The sequence below is a fragment of the Streptomyces bottropensis ATCC 25435 genome, assembly GCF_000383595.1.
GTDB classification, from domain to species: domain Bacteria; phylum Actinomycetota; class Actinomycetes; order Streptomycetales; family Streptomycetaceae; genus Streptomyces; species Streptomyces bottropensis.
This window is the reverse complement of sequence record NZ_KB911581.1, coordinates 3119902-3137187: the sequence shown is the minus strand read 5'-3', so window position 1 is coordinate 3137187 and position 17286 is coordinate 3119902. Positions and strand designations below refer to the sequence as shown.

Sequence of the window (17286 nt, the reverse complement as noted above, 5' to 3'; positions counted from 1 at the left end):
TCTCGCTGTGCATGGATGTGCTTGATCGCGCGGTACGGGATGCCACATGTGGTGCGTCGGCGGGTGCGGGTGCGTTGTGGCTGGTCGCGCCCACGCGGCGGAGCCGCATGTTCGATACAGCCCCGCGCCCCTACAGGGTGCTCAGCCCGCGTACGGGTCCGGGACCTTGCCCGGTCTGGCCAGGAACTCGAAGTCGCAGCCGGTGTCCGCTTGGGTGATCTGGTCGTTGTAGAGGGCGCCGTAGCCGCGTTCGTAACGGGTGGGCGGTGGCGTCCAGTCCGCTCGACGGCGCTCCAACTCCTCGTCGTCCACGTTGAGTCGCAGAGCCCGTGCCTCGACGTCCAGGGTGATCGAGTCGCCGGTGCGCACGAGGGCGAGGGGCCCGCCGACGTACGACTCCGGTGCCACGTGCAGGGCGCAGGCGCCGTAGCTCGTGCCGCTCATCCGGGCGTCGGAGATCCGCACCATGTCCCGTACGCCCTGCTTCAGCAGGTGGTCGGGGATGGGCAGCATCCCGTACTCGGGCATGCCCGGTCCGCCCTTGGGCCCGGAGTTGCGCAGCACCAGCACGCTGTCGGCGGTGATGCCGAGGGACGGGTCGTTGATCGTGCGCTGCATCGTGCGGTAGTCGTCGAAGACGACCGCCGGGCCGGTGTGCTTGAGCAGGTGCGGTTCGGCGGAGATGTGCTTGATGACCGCGCCGTCCGGACACAGGTTGCCGCGCAGGACGGCCACGCCGCCTTCGGTGGCGACCGGGTTGTCGCGGGTGCGGATCACGTCGTCGTCGTGCACGCGCGCGCCGTCGAGCTGTTCGCGCATCGTGTCGAAGGAGACGGTCGGCCGGTCCAGATGCAGCAGGTCGGTGATCCGGGAGAGGAACCCGGGGAGGCCGCCCGCGAAGTGGAAGTCCTCCATCAGGTACTGCCGGCCCCCGGGCCGGACGTTGGCGAGCACCGGGACGGTACGGGCGACGCGGTCGAAGTCGTCGAGGGTGAGCTTGACGCCCGCCCGGCCGGCCATCGCGATCAGGTGGATGACGGCGTTGGTGGAGCCGCCGAGTCCGAGGACGGTGGTGACGGCGTCCTCGAAGGCGTCGGCGGTGAGGATGTCGTTCAGCTTGCGGTCCTTGTGGACCAGTTCGACGATCCGGAGGCCGGCGGCGGCCGCCATGCGGTCGTGGCCCGAGTCGACGGCCGGGATGCTGGACGCGCCCGGCACCGTGACACCGAGCGCCTCGGCGGCGGCGGTGAGCGTGGAGGCCGTACCCATCGTCATGCAGTGGCCCGGGGAGCGCGCGAGACCGGACTCCAGCTCGGTCATCTCGCAGTCGCCGATGAGCCCGGCGCGCTTGTCGTCCCAGTACTTCCACATGTCGGTGCCGGAGCCGAGGACCTCGTTGCGCCAGTGGCCCGGCAGCATCGGCCCGGCGGGTACGAAGACGGCGGGGAGGTCGACACTCGCCGCGCCCATCAGCAGCGCGGGGGTCGACTTGTCGCAGCCGCCCATCAGCACGGCCCCGTCGACCGGGTAGGAGCGGAGCAGTTCCTCGGTCTCCATCGCGAGCATGTTGCGGTAGAGCATGGGGGTCGGCTTCTGGAAGGTCTCGGAGAGGGTCGAGACCGGGAACTCCAGCGGGAAGCCGCCCGCCTGCCACACGCCCCGCTTGACCGCCTGGGCGCGCTCCCGGAGGTGCACATGACAGGGGTTGATGTCGGACCAGGTGTTGAGGATCGCGATGACCGGCTTGCCGAGGTGCTCCTCGGGGAGGTAGCCGAGCTGACGGGTGCGGGCGCGGTGGCTGAAGGAGCGCAGCCCGTCCGTGCCGTACCACTGGTGGCTCCGGAGTTCCTGCGGCCTCTTCGTGTGCTGCTCCTGCTTCATATCGACCACCCGGCGGCGATGGCGGCGACCTCGGCGCGTTCGTCCTCGGGCAGGTGCCTGCTGGGGGCCCGGACGTCGCGGCGGCACAGGCCGAGGGAGGCGAGGGCCTCCTTGACGACGGTGACGTTGTTGGCGGAGCCGTTGGCGGCGCGCAGCTCCTCGAAGCGGCGGATCTGCTCCCAGATCTTCATGGCGCCCGGGAAGTCACCCGAGCGCAGCGCTTCGATCATGTTCAGCGAGACGGCCGGGGCGACGTTCACCAGGCCCGACGTGAAGCCGGTGGCTCCGGCCGAGAAGTAGGAGGGTGCGTACGGCTCGGCGAGCCCCGCCACCCAGACGAAGCGCTCCAGGCCGGCGTCGCGGGCGAAGGCCGCGAAGCGCGCGGCGTCCGGCACGGCGTACTTGACCCCGACCACGTTGGGACAGGTGTCGGCGAGCCGGGCGAGCCGTTCGCCGGTGAGCTGCGCGTTGCGGATGTAGGGCACGACGCCCAGTTCGGGCACGGCCTCCGCGATCGCCCGGTGGTAGTCGACCCAGCCGTCCTGCGACACGTACGGGTGCACCGGCTGATGGACCATCACCATCTGCGCCCCGATCTCACGGGCGTGCTCGGCGGAGGCCACGGCGGTGGGTACGTCGTGGCCGACCCCGACCAGGATCACGGCCCGGTCGCCGGCCTCGTCCATCGTCAGCTCGTTGACCAGGCGCCGCTCTTCGGGGGTGAGGGCGTAGAACTCGCCGGTGTTTCCGTTGGGGGTGAGGGTGGTGATCCCTCCGTCGAGCAGCCGGCGCAACAGGGCCCGGTGGGCACCCTGGTCGACGGTGCCGTCCTCGGCGAACGGAGTCACCGGGATCGCCACCACGTCGGCCAGGGCCGCCCGTTGGGTCTCGAACGTCACGCTGCTCATGGATGACCTTCCTCTGCGAAAAAGCTCTTGGAGGACTACGGAGGCCGGCGGTCCGCGGTGCCGTGCGGGTGCGCCGTGCCTCGTGGACACAGGGGCTTACCGGTTCTGCCGGGGCCGCCGGGGCACTGAGGCCTGCTCGTCCTCCCGCGCCCCGGGGAAGGCCCGTTCGACGAACGAGGCGATGTGCGCGTGCAGGGCGGCGGCAGCGCCGTCGGCGTCGCCGTCGAGGGCGAGCCGCAGGATCTCCCGGTGCTCGGCGGCCTCCCGTTCCCAGGAAGGGTCGGCGGCCCACGCCACGGCCGACACCAGGGCGGCCTGGTCGCGCACCTCGTCGAGCATCCGGCCGAGCAGCGGGTTGCCGCACGGCACGTACAGGGCGCGGTGGAACTCCCGGTTGGCCAGAGACCGTTCGGCGGTGTCGGTGGCCTCGTCGGCCCGGGTCAGCGCGTCGGCGGCCGCGTCCCAGGGGGCGCCGCGCCGCACCGAGCGCCGCAGGGCCTCCGGCTCCAGGAGCAGCCGCACGTCATAGACCTCGCGCGCCATGTCCGCGTCCACCATGCGCACCGTGACGCCCTTGTACTGGCTCATCACGACGAGGCCGGTCCCGGCCAGCGTCTTGAGCGCCTCGCGCACGGGGGTCTTGGACACCCCGAACTGCGCGGCCAGCTCGGTCTCGACCAGCGCCTGACCGGGCGTCAACTGCCCGGTGAGGATGCGGTGCTTGATCCCTTCCAGCACGAACTGCGTGCGGGAGGGGATCGGCGTGGGCACAGAGGTCATGCGCGCCTCTCGGTTCTCACGTATGAGATCTCAGGTAGGAGATCTCACGTATCGCGTCTCATATATGACGTACGAAGTACGACGCGTTGAAGGTAGGAGGGGCGTGATGTTTCGTCAATGCTTCTGACAGAAGAAGATGTGCCGACCATCACATGATCTTGAGATCACACGGTCTGGGTGTCGCCCTCGCGCGCGCTCTCGGTGGGCCCGCCGAAGACGACGGCCGCCCGGCCGGTCGCCCCCTCCGGGGTGAGCGTGGGACCCACATGGGTGATCAGCAGCCGGCTCGCACTCTTCGCGTAGGTCCCGGCCTCCTCCGGCGTGAGGTGCACGTGGGGTTCACCTTCGCGACGCACGTCGATGTCCGCCTCGCACAGGAACAGGTCCGCGCTGCCGGCGAGCCGGCTCAGCGCGTCGCACGGGCCGCTGTCCCCCGAGTACGCGAAGACGCGGCCCTGGCACTCGGCGCGCAGCCCGTACGACTCCACGTCGTGGACGACGGCATGGGCGGTGAGAGTGAGGTTCCAGTGCCGGACCGTGTGGCCGTCGTAGAGGGTCCGGAAGTCGAAGACGCTGTTCAGGAAGGTCGTGTCCGGCCTCCCGAAGAATCCGGCGAGGCGCTCCGCGCAGCCGTCGGGCGCGTACACGGGCAGCGGCGCGGGCAGGGTGAGGCCGCCGTACGCGAAGCCGTACATCGCGGCCACCAGGTCCGCGCTGTGGTCCGCGTGCAGATGGGAGATCCAGATCGCCGTGAGCCGGGTGGGATCCGTGTGCCGCTGCAACTCGGCGAACGTCCCGAACCCCGCGTCCACCCATATCTCGGCGCCCCCGCCGCGCAGCAGATACCCGGAGGCGGGCCGGCCCGGGCGGGGGTACGGAGAGGCGGTGCCGAGGACGGTGAGACTCAGGGGCATGCCCGGGAGCGTACGGAGCGGGAGGAGGGTGCGCGCCGCGTTTCGCAGGTTCTGTCCTGGATGCGTCTACGGGGGGTGCGGGGCGGGTGGGGACTGTTGCTCGGGTGGGGTGCGGGGCGGGCGGACGGGATGCGGTTGGGGCGTGACCCGGCGGGGCTCGGCCCGGCCCGGGGTCGTCCCGCCCGCCGTCACGCCGCCCCGGACGACCGCCGGCGTGCCCTCGCCTGTGCATGCCCGCGCCGGTGCGCGCGTGCGCCCGTGCGCCCGCGGCCGCGGCCCGCCCGCCGTGATCGCCGCCACGGCGTTGCGGGCAGCTAGCGGCGCCGACCGCTGGAGCCGACGCGCCGGGAGCCCCCGGTGAGCCCGCCGTGCCCGTGCGTACGGCCGGCCGCACCCCGTCCCGGGAGCAGCCCGCCCGCGCCGGCGCGCCCGCCCCTGTCGCCCTCCCTGCCATGACCGCCGCCACGACCGTCGCTGCTGTGGTCGCCCGGCCTCTCCGGACCGCCGGTTTCGGCGGTCCGCCTGCTGTCTCCACCATCGCGCCCTGGTGGCCGTCGCGTCGTCCTCACCCTCACACCGTCGCGGGCCCCCACCACGCCGGTCCGCCCGCACCCACACACAGCCCTCCCGCCCGCCTGATGGGCGCTCCCCTCCGCCCTCCGCCCTCCGCCCTCCGCCGCGCGGCCTACCGCTTCCAGAGCGGGTCGCGGCCGCTCAGGCCGATCGCCCGGTCCAGCAGCGGCGCGTCGTCCGGTACGGGCTGTACGGGGCCGAAGATCTCGCCGCGCGCCGGGTCGTCGGCCGAGGCGGCGAGGAAGGCGTGGGTCGCGGTGAGAGCCGCCGGATCGGGGTCGTACGCCTGGCCGGTCGCCCGTGCGAGGTCCCAGCCGTGCACGACCAGCTCGTCCGCGGCCACCGCGCCGGCGATCTCCCCCGGCAGGGACACCCCGCCCGCCCGGGTCTCGCCCACCCACGCGGCCGGGTCCTGCCAGGCCTCGGCGAGTTCGTCGAGGACTCGCGGCAGGGCCTCGCGCCAGTCCGGCCCGATGTCGGGCAGCGCCGCCTGCGGGTTGGTGTCCGTCGTGGGCCCCAGATCCTTCCGGCCCGCGTCACGGAAGGCGGCGGCCAGCCCGAGCAGATGACCGAGGATGTGGCGCACGGCGTACTCCGGGCACGGAGTGGGGTCGGAGAGCTGATCGTCGCGGACGCCCCGGGCGAGGCGGGCGACGGCGCGGGCCTGCGGGGCGAGGTCGAGGGGGGCCGGGGCCTGGTCGGTCATGCGGAGCTCCTGGGTACGTCTCGAAGGCGCGTCGGGGTGGTGCGCCCGTGTTCTCTGTCGTCATGTCGGTAGACCCCCGGCGTCCCGGGAACTCATCGCTCGCCCCGCACTCGTTCCTCCCGGCGACGATTCCTAGGGCATCTGCCCGATCCGTGCGGCGGGTTCTCAGCACCACGATCACCAGCCATGACATCCATGAAATCGACGACATCGACGTCCGCCCGGGCCACCAGGCGTGTCCTCGGGGACCGGAACGCGGGGCCGTATCTCGCCGCCGTGGTGGTCTCGGGCCTCGGCTCGTCGGCGATGTGGCTGGTCGCGGGCATCTGGGTCAAGGACCTCACGGGCTCGGACGCGCTGGCGGCGCTGTGCACGCTCGCCCTGTGGGCCCCGCTCCTCGCCGGCCCCCTCCTGGGCACCCTCGCGGACCGCCCCCGCCGCCGCGCCCTCCTCGTCACAACCGACCTGGGCCTGGCCGCCCTCCTGCTCACCCTCTTCGCCGTCGACTCCCCGGGCGACCTGTGGCTCCTCTACGCGGTCCTCCTCGTCTACGGCGCGGCAGGCGTCGTCCACGACGCGGCCGAGTCGGCCCTCGTCGCCACCGCCGTCGACCCTGCCCTCCTCGGCGACTTCAACGGCCTGCGCATGACGGCCAACGAGAGCATGAAACTGGTGGCCCCGTCGGCGGGAGCCGGTCTGTACGCGGCGTACGGCGGAGCGACGGTGGCCCTGCTGGACGCGGTGACGTTCGTCGCGGCGGCGGGGCTGTACGGACTGGTGCGCAGGCGAACGCCGCGCCCGCCCGGCCGCGGCGAAGGACCCGCCCCCGGCCTGTACGCCCGCACGGCCGAAGGCGCCCGCCACCTCCTCACCCACGAGCGCATGCGCCCCCTGGTCCTGGCCGGCGGCACGACGATGCTGCTCTCCGGGGTGAACGGCGCCCTGATCTACGCGGTGGTCGAGTCCCTGGGCCACTCCCCGGCGTACACCGGCCTCCTCTTCGTCGCCCAGGGCACCGGTTCGATCGCCGTCGGCCTGGCCACGGGCCCCCTCCTGCGGCGCCTCGGCGAACTCCCCTTCGCGGCCTACGGCATCGCCCTGACGGGGACGGCGGTGGCGGCCCGCACCGTCCCGAGCGACATCGCCGCCCTGGCCTGCGGCGCGGCGATCGGCATCGGCCTCCCCTGCGTCCTGACCGCGGCGCTCACCGCGGTCCAGCGCGAGACCCCGCCCGACCGGCTGGGCCGCACCACGGCCACCGCCCACACCCTCCTCTTCGCCCCGACAGCGGTGGGCACGGCGATCGGCGCCGGCCTGGTGGACGTGGCCGGTCTCCCGGTGCTGCTGCCGGCCGTCGGCACACTTCTCCTCCTGACAGCGGCCTGGCTGCTGTGCCGTCGCTGACCCGTACGGGACGCTGGACGCATGAGCACAGTGATCTGCGACATCACGGTCTCGGTCGACGGTTACGCGGCCGGGCTCGACCAGACGGAGGAACGCCCGTTCGGCGACGACGGCGGTGACGGTTCGGGCGCCTTGCTGCACGCCTGGATGTTCGAGACTCCCGACGAGAACCGGGAAGAGATCGACCGGCTGAGCACGGCCGGGGCCTTCGTCATGGGGCGCAACATGTTCGGCCCGGTGCGCGGCGCGTGGGACCGCCCGTGGAACGGCTGGTGGGGTGACGATCCGCCGTTCCACGCACCGGTGTTCGTGCTCACCCACCACGCGCGTGAGCCCCGGCCGATGGACGGGGGCACCACGTACCACTTCGTCACGGACGGTATCGCCGCCGCACTGGCACAGGCCCGCGCGGCGGCCGGTGACGGCGATGTCACCGTCCTCGGCGGCGCGACGACCGTCAACCAGTACCTCTGCGCCGGGCTGATCGACGAACTGCGCCTGCACATCGCCCCCTTCACCCTCGGCTCCGGCACCCGTCTCTTCGAGGGCGTCCCGCCCCTGCGACTGGAACAGCTGTCCGCACGTCCGACGAGCCTCGTGACCCACGTGACCTACCGCGTGACGGGTTGCCTGCCGGACCCCGGTGCCCGAGAGTGAGGAACCGCCGACTTCCGCGTGCCGAGCGGGAGTTGGTGGCATCGGGAGGGGATTTCTCATGGCACTGCGCAGGACGGCCGCGGCCCTGTTCGCGGCAGCGGCGATCTCGACGGTCGGGTCGGCCGGTCCCGCCGCCGCCCACACGGCGGGCGCCGACGCCGGCACCGGCGTGCGCACGTCCGAGGAGGTCCGGCAGCCGTCGCTGACGGCGGACCAGATGAAGAACGCCGTCGTGCCCCGGGCGGCCAGGTCCGGCTCGGCCGCCGCCGCCCCGCTGAACTGCGCGTACTACTACGTGTGCGGCAAGGGCGGCAACGGCAACAGATTCGACTACACCACGTGCGGCGTGACGTACACGCTGCCCGACCTCGTGGGCTGGGGCTCCCTCCACAACAACCAGACGCCGGGCACCCGGGCGAACTTCTACGACGTGAACGGCGCCTGGATGTTCTCCCTCGACGCTCCCCTCAAGAACGACGTGTTCTGGACCCCGGTCTGGTACGTCATCGCCTGCTGAGCCGACGCCCGGCGCGGCCCGGCGCGGCCGGTCCGTGCGCGGTGGGGTGGACGGGGCGGTTCACCCCACCGCCGTCAACGCCTCCCGTACCGCCGCCAGATCCTGGTCCGAGGCCAACCCCGCGTGGTAGAGCCGGAGTTCGGTCGCCCCCAGCTCCACCGCCCGCCCCGCGTCCTCGGCCAGGGTCACCGGACTGCCGCCCATGCCCGACACGATGCCGAAGTTGGCGGCCAGCACGGCCCCGCCCGCCCCGGCCTTCGCGAACGCCGGCAGCAGCCCCGGCCCGCCCGCGCAGGGCACGACGACACCGTCGGCCACGCCGAGGATGTGCTCGGGGTCCACCCCGGGGTTCGCCCCGCAGTGGTACGTCACCGGGTCCGCGTGCAGCAGCACCTGGAACCCGGCGGGCGCGGCGGCCCGTACGGCCCCGACGGCCTCCTCCTGGAGCGAGCGGGAGGTCGCGTCGCGCCACACCCGCGTGGCCGTCGCCTTCTCGGTCCCGAGGAGTTTCTCCACCGCCGGCCAGCCCTCGTCGACGGTCTCGCCCCGCCACAGCGGTTCCAGCGCCGCGCGTACGGCCGCCGCCAGCTCGTCGGGGTCCTCTCCGGCGCCGGCGTACCCGTCGCGGCAGGTGCCGCAGAAGCACAGCGACATCAGGTACTGGCCGGCGTCGCCGAGGCCGACCCCGCCCGTCTTGTCGTGGGCGTGGAGGTGGGCGAGGCCGTACCAGCCGAGCGACTCCAGCTCGGTGCCGCGCGCGCCGGGCCGGACCGCCGCCTCCACCGCCAGATCGACCAGGTACTCCCGGGTGTCCGGCTGCGCGACACAGGGGGCCCACGGATACCGGTCCCCGTAGGCGTTGACCACGGAGGTCGAGGGATGCTCGGCGCCCAGGCGGGAGTTGTGCGCCAGGACCACCCAGGTGTGCACTTCGAGTCCGGCGTGCGCGAGCGCGGTGGCCGCCTCGCCGAACGCGTCGCCGAACGCCCAGTCCCCTGCCGCGTACGGCCGCAGCGTACGGCCCTCCCACCGCGCACCCGGCGGGTACAGCACGGCCGCGTGTTCGGCGGTGACGATGCGCTGCCGGGGGTGGCGGGGGGTGAGCGCGCGGGTGGAGTGGTAGGCGGAGGCGAGCGTCGCCTGCCGTACCCCGAGCCCCGCGATGCGTTCGGCGGCGGCCGGATCCCCGTTGACGTCCCACGGGTAGACGAACGTCGACGCCTTCACTTGTCCTCCTGGCACTCTTCCAGCAGCGCGTGGCCGCGCTCGATCAACTGGCTCAGCTGCTTGACGTGTTCCTCGGCCGGTTCGTGCAGGGGTGGCCGCACCTCTCCGACGTCCAGTCCCCGTAGCCGTACCCCGGCCTTGACCAGTGACACCGCATAGCCGCGTCCCCGGGCGCGGAGTTCGACGAAGGGGCGGTAGAACCCGTCGATCAGCCGCTCCACGATCGCATCGTCCCCAGCGGCCAGCGCCCTGTGAAACGCGAGGGCGATCTCCGGGACGAAGCAGAAGACGGCCGACGAGTACAGGGGGACCCCGACGGCCCGGTACGCGGGCTGGGTCAGCTCGGCGGTCGGCAGGCCGTTGAAGTAGAGGAAGTCGTTGGGGCCGGAGACCTCGCCGCGTACGGCGCTCACGATCCGCGTCATCAGGTCCAGGTCGCCGAGGCCGTCCTTGAGGCCGACGATCCCCTCCGTGCGGGCCAGTTCGACCACCGTCTCCGGCGTGAACACGGCGTTGTCGCGCTGGTAGACGACGACGGGGAGGGAGGTCGCCGCGGCGAGTTCCCGGTAGTGGCGGAGCAGCCCTTCCTGGGCGGCCACGACCAGGTAGGGCGGCATGGCGAGGAGGCCGTCGGCCCCGGCCTCCTCGGCGAGACGTGCGTAGCGCACGGCGAGGGCGGTGCCGTAGCCCACGCCGGCCACCACCGGCACCCGGCCGGCCGTCTCGGCGACGGCGGCCCGTACGCAGCGCTGGAACTCCTCGGGCGTGAGCGCGTGGAACTCGCCGGTGCCACAGCAGGCGAAGACCGCGGCGGCCCCGGCCTCGACGCCCTGGCGGACGTGCGCGCGATAGACGTCCGGATCGACCGCGCCGTCCGGGCCGTAGGCCGTGACGGGGAAGAACAGCGGTCCGCTGGGGACCCTGAGCCGGGCGGCGAGCGGGGCTGACGTCACGGGCTGTCCCAAGTCCACGGGCTCTCCCAGTCCAGGTCACTGATCAGTGTTTACATTTCTGAACAACAGCACGCTAAGGCGCCTCCTCGCGGGCGGTCAAGCCGGACAACCCGCGCCGCACCAGCGATTTCGCGCCTCCGCGCCCCACTTGACGCACGGGACCGCACTCCCTAGCGTGTCCATGAATGTGAATGTCGGACGCCCATGTGCACGGCTGGCGATGCAAGGAGATCCCCGGATGCCCGCTCCCCGGACCGTTCTGCTCACCGGCGCCGCCGGTGGGCTCGGCACCCTGATGCGGGACCTGCTCCCGGCCCACGGCTACGAGCTTCGCCTGATGGACCTGCTCCCCGTCGAGGGCGCGCCGGACGCGATCACGGCCGACCTCGCCGACAAGGACGCCCTGCGCGAGGCCGTCCGGGGCGTCGACGCGATCATCCACCTCGCGGGCATCTCCCTGGAAGCCTCCTTCGAGAAGATCCTGAAGGCGAACATCGAGGGGACGTACAACCTGTACGAGGCCGCCCGCGCGGAGGGTGTGCCCCGTATCGTCTTCGCGTCCTCCAACCACGCGGTGGGCTTCACCCCCCGCCCGCTGGGCGAGGACCCGCTGATCCCCATCGACACCCCGCACCGCCCCGACACCTTCTACGGCCTGTCCAAGTCCTTCGGCGAGGACCTGGCGCAGCTGTACTGGGACAAGTACGGCCTGGAGACGGTCTCCGTGCGCATCGGCTCCTGCTTCCCCGAGCCCACCAGCGTCCGGATGCTCTCGCTGTGGATGAGCCCGGCCGACGGCGCCCGCCTCTTCCACGCGGCCCTGACCGCCGAGCACGTCGGCCACACCGTCGTCTACGGCTCCTCCGCCAACACCCGCCTGTGGTGGGACCTGTCCACCGCCCGCGATCTCGGCTACGAGCCGAGGGACGACTCCGAGCCGTACGCCGAGAAGCTGATCGCCGAGCAGGGCGAACTGGACCCCGAGAACGTGGCCCACGCCCACCTCGGCGGCCACTTCGTCAGCGACCCGCCGATCTGGCCGTACTGACCACACCGGCGCGGACCCAGGAGTTCGCGCGCCGTACGGGAAACGAGGGCCGTACGCCGTGCGGAAGGAGCGGGCGGGCACCGAACGGGCCCGCCCGCTCCCCCATGCGGGCACGCCCGGTGCCCGATCCCACGCCCGCCCCAGGTCCGTGACGGGCCGAGGTGCCGTCAAACGGTCAGGGACGGGCAGCATCGGTCGCGCAACAGGCCTGGTCGGCGCCGCGCACCGGCTGTAGAACTTCCCCCAGGGCCCGCACCGGGCCCGAACGGGCAGCACTACGGCGAGGGAGAGCGGGTGTCGGCCATGAGCGCGGAGGAAAGGCAACGCGAGATCGTCCGGGCCGCCCGCCGCACGGGCGCGGTCGACGTCGGTGAACTCGCCGTCGCGCTGGGTGTGGCCAAGGAGACCGTACGGCGTGATCTGCGCGCCCTGGAGGACCACGGCCTGGTCCGCCGCACACACGGCGGGGCGTACCCCGTGGAGAGCGCCGGGTTCGAGACGACGCTCGCCTTCCGCGCCACCAGCCATGTGCCCGAGAAACGCCGGATCGCCACCGCGGCGGCCGAGTTGCTGGGCGACGCGGAGACGGTCTTCGTCGACGAGGGCTTCACCCCGCAGCTCATCGCCGAGGCGCTGCCCCGGGACCGGCCGCTGACCGTGGTCACCGCGTCCCTCGCCACCGCCGGGGCGCTCGCGGAGGCCGGCAACACCACCGTGCTGCTGCTCGGCGGCCGGGTGCGCCCCGGCACCCTCGCCACCGTCGACCACTGGACGACGAAGATGCTGGCCGGCTTCGTCATCGACCTGGCGTACATCGGCGCCAACGGCATCACCCGCGACCACGGCCTCACCACCCCCGACCCGGCCGTCAGCGAGGTCAAGGCCCAGGCGATCCGCGCCTCCCGGCGCACGGTCTTCGCGGGCGTCCACACCAAGTTCGGCGCGGCCAGTTTCTGCCGGTTTGCCGGGGTGGGCGACCTGGACGCGATCGTCACGAGCACCCTGCTCCCGGCCTCGGAGGCCCACCGCTACTCGCTGCTGGGCCCCCAGGTCACCCGAGTCTGACCACCCCACCCACCCCACCGACCCCTTCCGTACCCCCTCCGCGCCCTGCTCCACCCCTTATCTCCCGCTATCCCCCATACGTCCAGGAGCGATCCATGCGAATCCCGAGCCGACGGAGGCCGCGCGCACTCGCCGCGGTCGCCGCAGGGACGCTGCTCGCCCCGCTTCTCTCCGGCTGCTGGACCGGAGCGGGCGGGGCGGGATCCGGCGGCGACGCCATCAACGTGCTGATGGTCAACAACCCCCAGATGCAGGAACTGCAGAAGCTCACGGCCGCGCACTTCACCAAGGAGACCGGCATCGAGGTGAACTTCACCGTGCTGCCGGAGAACGACGTCCGCGACAAGATCAGCCAGGACTTCGCCAACCAGGCGGGCCAGTACGACGTGGCCACCCTCAGCAACTACGAGATACCGATCTACGCCCGCAACGGCTGGCTGGAGGAGCTGGACCGTCACGTCGCGAAGGACCCGGGCTTCGACCAGCAGGACATTCTCGAACCCATGCGCCAGTCCCTGACCGGCGACGACGGCAAGCTCTACGGGCAGCCCTTCTACGGCGAGTCGTCCTTCCTGATGTACCGCAAGGACGTCTTCGCCGAGCGGGGCCTCACCATGCCCGAGCACCCCACCTGGCGGCAGGTCGCCGGCCTCGCCGCGAAGGCGGACGGGGCCGAGGAGGGCATGAAGGGCATCTGCCTGCGCGGCCTGCCCGGCTGGGGCGAGGTGATGGCACCCCTGACGACGGTCGTGAACACCTTCGGCGGCACCTGGTTCGACAAGGACTGGAAAGCACGGCTGGACTCCCCCGAGTTCGAACGGGCGACCAGGTTCTACGTGGACCTCGTGCGTGAGCACGGCGAGTCGGGCGCCGCCCAGGCCGGCTTCGCCGAATGCCTCAACAACATGACCCAGGGCAAGGTCGCCATGTGGTACGACGCCACGTCCGCCGCCGGCTCCCTGGAGGCGGACGACTCCCCCGTGAAGGGGAAGATCGGCTACGTACCGGCCCCGGTCGAGAGGACCGAGTCCGCGGGCTGGCTCTACACCTGGGCCTGGGGCATCCAGCACGCCTCCCGCAACCCCGACAAGGCCTGGAAGTTCGTCTCCTGGGCGTCGAGCAGGGAGTACGAGGAACTGGTCGGCGAAGAGATCGGCTGGTCGAACGTGCCCGCCGGCAAACGGGAGTCGACGTACGCGAACGCGGACTACCGCGAAGAGGCCGCCGCCTTCCAGGAGATGACCCGCGAGGCCATCGAGGGCGCCCGGCCCACCGACCCCGGGGTGCAGCCGCGTCCCGCGCCGGGCATCCAGTTCGTCGGCATCCCCGAGTTCACCGACCTCGGCACCAAGGTGTCCCTGGAGATCAGCGCGGCCATCGCCGGACGCCAGTCCGTCGCGACGGCCCTGAGGAAGGCACAGGCGCTCGCCGAGCAGATCTCCGAGGAGTACGAGGGACGATGACCGCGACCACGACAGCGCCGAGGGCGGCGACCCCCGTACGCACCCAGAGCCCGCCGAACACCCGGCTGCGCGCCTGGGCCACCCGCGCCCCGCTCCTGCCCGCCCTGATCTTCATGATCACCGTGACCCAGCTCCCGTTCGTGGCCACGCTGGTGATCTCCTTCCTCGACTGGAACTCCCTCTACCCGGACGCCCGCGGCTTCGCCGGCTTCGCCAACTACGGCGAGGTGCTCACCGACCCCGACCTGCGCCGCTCGGTGTGGACGACCATCCTGCTGACGGTCGCCGTGGTCCTCGCCAGCCTCGTCCTCGGCCTGCTGCTGGCGCTGCTCCTGGACCGCAGGTTCCGGGGCCGGGGCATCGTACGCACCCTCCTCATCGCCCCCTTCCTGGTGGTCCCGGTGGCGGCCGCCCTGTTGTGGAAGCACGTCCTCTACAACCCCGAGTACGGCCTGTTCAACGGCCTGTTGCACTATGTCGGCGGCCCGCAGCCGGACTGGATCTCGGACACTCCGCTGCTCGCGGTCGAGGCCTCCCTGGTGTGGCAGTGGACGCCGTTCATGATGCTGATCCTGCTGGCGGGGCTGCAGTCCCGGGACCACCAGCAGATCGAGGCGGCCCGGGTCGACGGCGCGAGCGACTGGCAGATCTTCCGCCATCTCACGCTCCCGCACCTGCGCCGCTACCTCGAACTGGGCGCGCTGCTGGGCTCGATCTACATCGTCCAGAACTTCGACGCGGTCTTCACGATCACCTCGGGCGGTCTGGGCACCGCGAACCTGCCGTACACCGTCTACCAGACCTTCTACCAGGCCCACGAGAACGGCCTCGCCTCGGCCGCCGGGGTCCTGGTCGTCATCGGCTCGATCATCATCGCGACGTTCGCCCTGCGCGTGGTCTCGTCGCTGTTCCGTGAGGAGGCGGGCCGGTCATGAGGTCGACTGCCGTGCGACGCAAGGGACTCGGCCTGGGCCTGGTGGCCTGGCTGCTGGGGGTCCTGTTCTTCCTGCCGATCGCCTGGATGGCACTGACGTCGCTCCACTCGGAACCGGACGCGGCGACCAATCCCCCGTCCTGGGCGGCCTCCCTGACCCTCGACGGCTACCGGGAGTTCTTCGGCGTGGACGGCGGGGCCAGCCCCTGGCCCGCCCTGGTCAACTCGGCGGTGGCGTCCCTGGCGTCGACGCTGCTCGTCCTCCTCCTGGCCTTCCCGGCGGCGTACGCGCTGTCGATCCGCCCGGTGAAGAAGTGGACGGACGTCCTGTTCTTCTTCCTGTCGACGAAGATGCTCCCGGTGGTGGCGGGCCTGCTCCCCCTCTACCTCTTCGCGAAGAACACGGGCCTGCTGGACAACATCTGGCTGCTCGTCCTCCTCTACACCTCCATGAACCTGCCGATCGCCGTGTGGATGATGCAGTCCTTCCTGGCGGAGGTCCCGGTGGCGGTCATCGAGGCCGCGCACCTGGACGGCGCCCGGCTGCCGACCGTGCTGGCCCGCGTGGTGGCGCCGATCGCGGCCCCCGGCATCGCCGCCACGGCCCTGATCTGCTTCATCTTCAGCTGGAACGAACTGCTGTTCGCGAGGGTGCTGACCGGTGTGGTGGCGGAGACCGCCCCCGTCTTCCTGACCGGCTTCATCACCAGCCAGGGCCTGTTCCTGGCCAAGGTGTGCGCCGCGTCGCTCGTGATCTCCCTGCCGGTGCTCGCCGCGGGGTTCGCCGCCCAGGACAAACTCGTCCAGGGCCTCTCCCTGGGAGCCGTCAAATGAAGGCCGCCGTCATCGAGTCCGTGGGCAAGGCCGTCGTCACCGAGGTCCCGGACCCGGCACCGGGCCCCCGTGACGTGGTCGTCGAGGTCGCCGCGTGCGGACTGTGCGGGACCGATCTGCACATCCTCCAGGGCGAGTTCGCCCCGAGGCTGCCGATCGTGCCGGGCCACGAGTTCGCGGGCGAGGTGGTGGGCGTGGGCACCCGGGTCACCGAACTGTCCGTCGGCGACCGGGTGGCCGTCGACCCGTCCCTGTACTGCCACGAGTGCCGGTACTGCCGCACCGGCCACAACAACCTCTGCGAACGGTGGGCCGCGATCGGGGTCACCACGGCGGGGGGTGCGGCGCAGTACGCGGTCGCCCCCGTCGCGAACTGCGTCCGGCTGCCGGAGCACGTGCGCACCGAGGACGCGGCGCTGGTGGAGCCGCTGTCCTGCGCGGTACGGGGCTACGACGTCCTCCGCGCCCGGCTGGGCGCCCATGTCCTCATCTACGGCTCCGGGACGATGGGGCTGATGATGCTGGAGCTGGCGAAGCGGACGGGCGCGGCGAGCGTGGACATGGTGGACGTGAATCCCGCGCGCCTGGAGACGGCACGGCGGCTGGGCGTCTCGGGAGCCGCCGCCGGCCCCGACGAGCTGGAGCGGCCCCAGGGCTGGGACGTCGTCGTGGACGCGACGGGCAACGCGGCGGCGATCCAGGACGGCCTGGGGCGGGTGGCCAAGGCGGGCACGTTCCTGCAGTTCGGGGTGGCCGACTACGCGACCCGGGTCACGATCGACCCGTACCGGATCTACAACCAGGAGATCACCATCACCGGGTCGATGGCCGTGCTGCACAGCTTCGAACGGGCGGCGGAACTCTTCGCCGGCGGGGTCCTGGACCCGGAGGTCTTCATCAGCGACCGGGTGCCGTTGGCGCGGTACCCCGAGGCTCTGGAGCAGTTCGCGTCGGGGGTGGGACGGAAGATCGTCGTGGTGCCGTAGTACGGGGAGCGGGGAAGCGGGGGCAGGGGTCGGGGCAGCTGCCGACGGCGGGTGGCGGGCGCAGCGCCGGGCGACCGGAAGCATGCGGCCGGGCACACCGCCGGGCGACCGGAGGCATGCGGCCGGGCGCAGCGCCGGGCGACCGAAATTCGCTGGGCCGGCGCCGGCCCCGCGCCTACCATCCGGGACATGCCACGCCCCAGCGGATTCACCTACACCGAGCACTCGGACAGCACCGTGACGATCGACCACCACGGCCGCGCGGCCACGACGCTGCGCGGCCCCCGAGCTGCCCAGTTCCTCGCCGAGGTGGCGGCGGGCGACCCGCAGCTGGTCATGGCCCGCTGGACCGGGAACTACCGGCGGGGCAACGAACGCACGGCCCGGGAGCACCCCCGCAACCGCCGCTGACCCGAACGGCCGCCCGGCGCGCCCG

General features: G+C 72.2%; 17 protein-coding genes. 10 read left to right on the top strand and 7 right to left on the bottom strand.

Annotated features, from left to right (window positions below; genetic code table 11):
• Positions 1 to 141 precede the first annotated feature (141 nt).
• The 5 genes from araD to STRBO_RS0113760 form a co-directional block, all read right to left on the bottom strand.
• Complete coding sequence (gene araD / locus STRBO_RS0113780; protein WP_005477795.1) at positions 142 to 1881, bottom strand: L-arabinonate dehydratase; 1740 nt, start codon at positions 1879 to 1881, stop codon at positions 142 to 144.
• Positions 1878 to 2789, bottom strand: a complete 912-nt coding sequence (locus STRBO_RS0113775) for a dihydrodipicolinate synthase family protein (RefSeq protein ID WP_005477797.1) — start codon at positions 2787 to 2789, stop codon at positions 1878 to 1880. The genes araD and STRBO_RS0113775 overlap by 4 nt, the downstream gene beginning before the upstream one ends.
• 96 nt (positions 2790 to 2885) lie before the next feature.
• Positions 2886 to 3569 (bottom strand): GntR family transcriptional regulator, encoded by a 684-nt coding sequence (locus tag STRBO_RS0113770; protein ID WP_020114327.1) that lies wholly within the window; start codon positions 3567 to 3569, stop codon positions 2886 to 2888.
• 164 nt (positions 3570 to 3733) lie between these two features.
• Complete coding sequence (locus tag STRBO_RS0113765) at positions 3734 to 4483, bottom strand: MBL fold metallo-hydrolase (protein ID WP_005477801.1); 750 nt, start codon at positions 4481 to 4483, stop codon at positions 3734 to 3736.
• Positions 4484 to 5168: 685 nt separating this feature from the next.
• Positions 5169 to 5762 carry a TIGR03086 family metal-binding protein gene (locus STRBO_RS0113760; protein ID WP_005477803.1) on the bottom strand — a complete coding sequence of 198 codons (594 nt, stop codon included), beginning with the start codon at positions 5760 to 5762 and terminating at the stop codon, positions 5169 to 5171.
• A gap of 195 nt (positions 5763 to 5957) precedes the next feature.
• Between STRBO_RS0113760 and STRBO_RS0113755 the strand changes: the two genes are divergently transcribed.
• Genes STRBO_RS0113755 through STRBO_RS0113745 form a run of 3 tightly spaced genes read left to right on the top strand, consistent with a single transcriptional unit; the run spans position 5958 to position 8340 of the window.
• A complete protein-coding gene (locus tag STRBO_RS0113755; RefSeq protein ID WP_020114326.1) occupies positions 5958 to 7166 on the top strand; it encodes an MFS transporter in 1209 nt (402 codons plus the stop codon).
• 21 nt (positions 7167 to 7187) lie between these two features.
• Positions 7188 to 7823 carry a dihydrofolate reductase family protein gene (locus tag STRBO_RS0113750; RefSeq protein WP_005477807.1) on the top strand — a complete coding sequence of 212 codons (636 nt, stop codon included), beginning with the start codon at positions 7188 to 7190 and terminating at the stop codon, positions 7821 to 7823.
• A 58-nt stretch (positions 7824 to 7881) separates the two neighbouring features.
• Positions 7882 to 8340: a hypothetical protein gene (locus tag STRBO_RS0113745; RefSeq protein ID WP_005477809.1), complete on the top strand. Its 459-nt coding sequence runs from the start codon at positions 7882 to 7884 to the stop codon at positions 8338 to 8340.
• 60 nt (positions 8341 to 8400) lie between these two features.
• Here STRBO_RS0113745 and STRBO_RS0113740 read toward each other — a convergent pair whose 3' ends face one another.
• Together STRBO_RS0113740 and STRBO_RS0113735 are read right to left on the bottom strand one after the other, a co-directional pair.
• Entirely contained in the window at positions 8401 to 9567 is a 1167-nt protein-coding gene (locus STRBO_RS0113740; RefSeq protein WP_005477811.1) for a hypothetical protein, read from the bottom strand.
• Positions 9564 to 10520: a 5-dehydro-4-deoxyglucarate dehydratase gene (locus tag STRBO_RS0113735; protein ID WP_005477813.1), complete on the bottom strand. Its 957-nt coding sequence runs from the start codon at positions 10518 to 10520 to the stop codon at positions 9564 to 9566. Before STRBO_RS0113735 ends, STRBO_RS0113740 begins: the two co-directional genes overlap by 4 nt.
• A 238-nt stretch (positions 10521 to 10758) precedes the next feature.
• On the opposite strand from STRBO_RS0113735, the gene STRBO_RS0113730 reads away from it, so the two are divergent.
• From STRBO_RS0113730 to STRBO_RS0113700, 7 genes are all read left to right on the top strand, one after another.
• Positions 10759 to 11568, top strand: a complete 810-nt coding sequence (locus STRBO_RS0113730) for an NAD-dependent epimerase/dehydratase family protein (RefSeq protein WP_020114323.1) — start codon at positions 10759 to 10761, stop codon at positions 11566 to 11568.
• A gap of 303 nt (positions 11569 to 11871) precedes the next feature.
• Positions 11872 to 12633 carry a DeoR/GlpR family DNA-binding transcription regulator gene (locus STRBO_RS0113725; protein ID WP_020665540.1) on the top strand — a complete coding sequence of 254 codons (762 nt, stop codon included), beginning with the start codon at positions 11872 to 11874 and terminating at the stop codon, positions 12631 to 12633.
• Positions 12634 to 12728: 95 nt separating this feature from the next.
• On the top strand, positions 12729 to 14096 hold the full coding sequence (locus tag STRBO_RS0113720) for an ABC transporter substrate-binding protein (protein ID WP_005477822.1): 1368 nt from the start codon (positions 12729 to 12731) through the stop codon (positions 14094 to 14096).
• Positions 14093 to 15031 carry a carbohydrate ABC transporter permease gene (locus STRBO_RS0113715; protein WP_005477823.1) on the top strand — a complete coding sequence of 313 codons (939 nt, stop codon included), beginning with the start codon at positions 14093 to 14095 and terminating at the stop codon, positions 15029 to 15031. The genes STRBO_RS0113720 and STRBO_RS0113715 overlap by 4 nt, the downstream gene beginning before the upstream one ends.
• Complete coding sequence (locus STRBO_RS0113710) at positions 15028 to 15864, top strand: carbohydrate ABC transporter permease (RefSeq protein WP_005477824.1); 837 nt, start codon at positions 15028 to 15030, stop codon at positions 15862 to 15864. The genes STRBO_RS0113715 and STRBO_RS0113710 overlap by 4 nt, the downstream gene beginning before the upstream one ends.
• Positions 15861 to 16850, top strand: coding sequence for a zinc-dependent alcohol dehydrogenase family protein (locus STRBO_RS0113705; protein ID WP_005477825.1), 990 nt, complete (start codon positions 15861 to 15863; stop codon positions 16848 to 16850). The genes STRBO_RS0113710 and STRBO_RS0113705 overlap by 4 nt, the downstream gene beginning before the upstream one ends.
• 189 nt (positions 16851 to 17039) lie before the next feature.
• Positions 17040 to 17261 carry a hypothetical protein gene (locus STRBO_RS0113700; protein WP_005477826.1) on the top strand — a complete coding sequence of 74 codons (222 nt, stop codon included), beginning with the start codon at positions 17040 to 17042 and terminating at the stop codon, positions 17259 to 17261.
• The last annotated feature ends 25 nt before the right edge of the window (positions 17262 to 17286 follow it).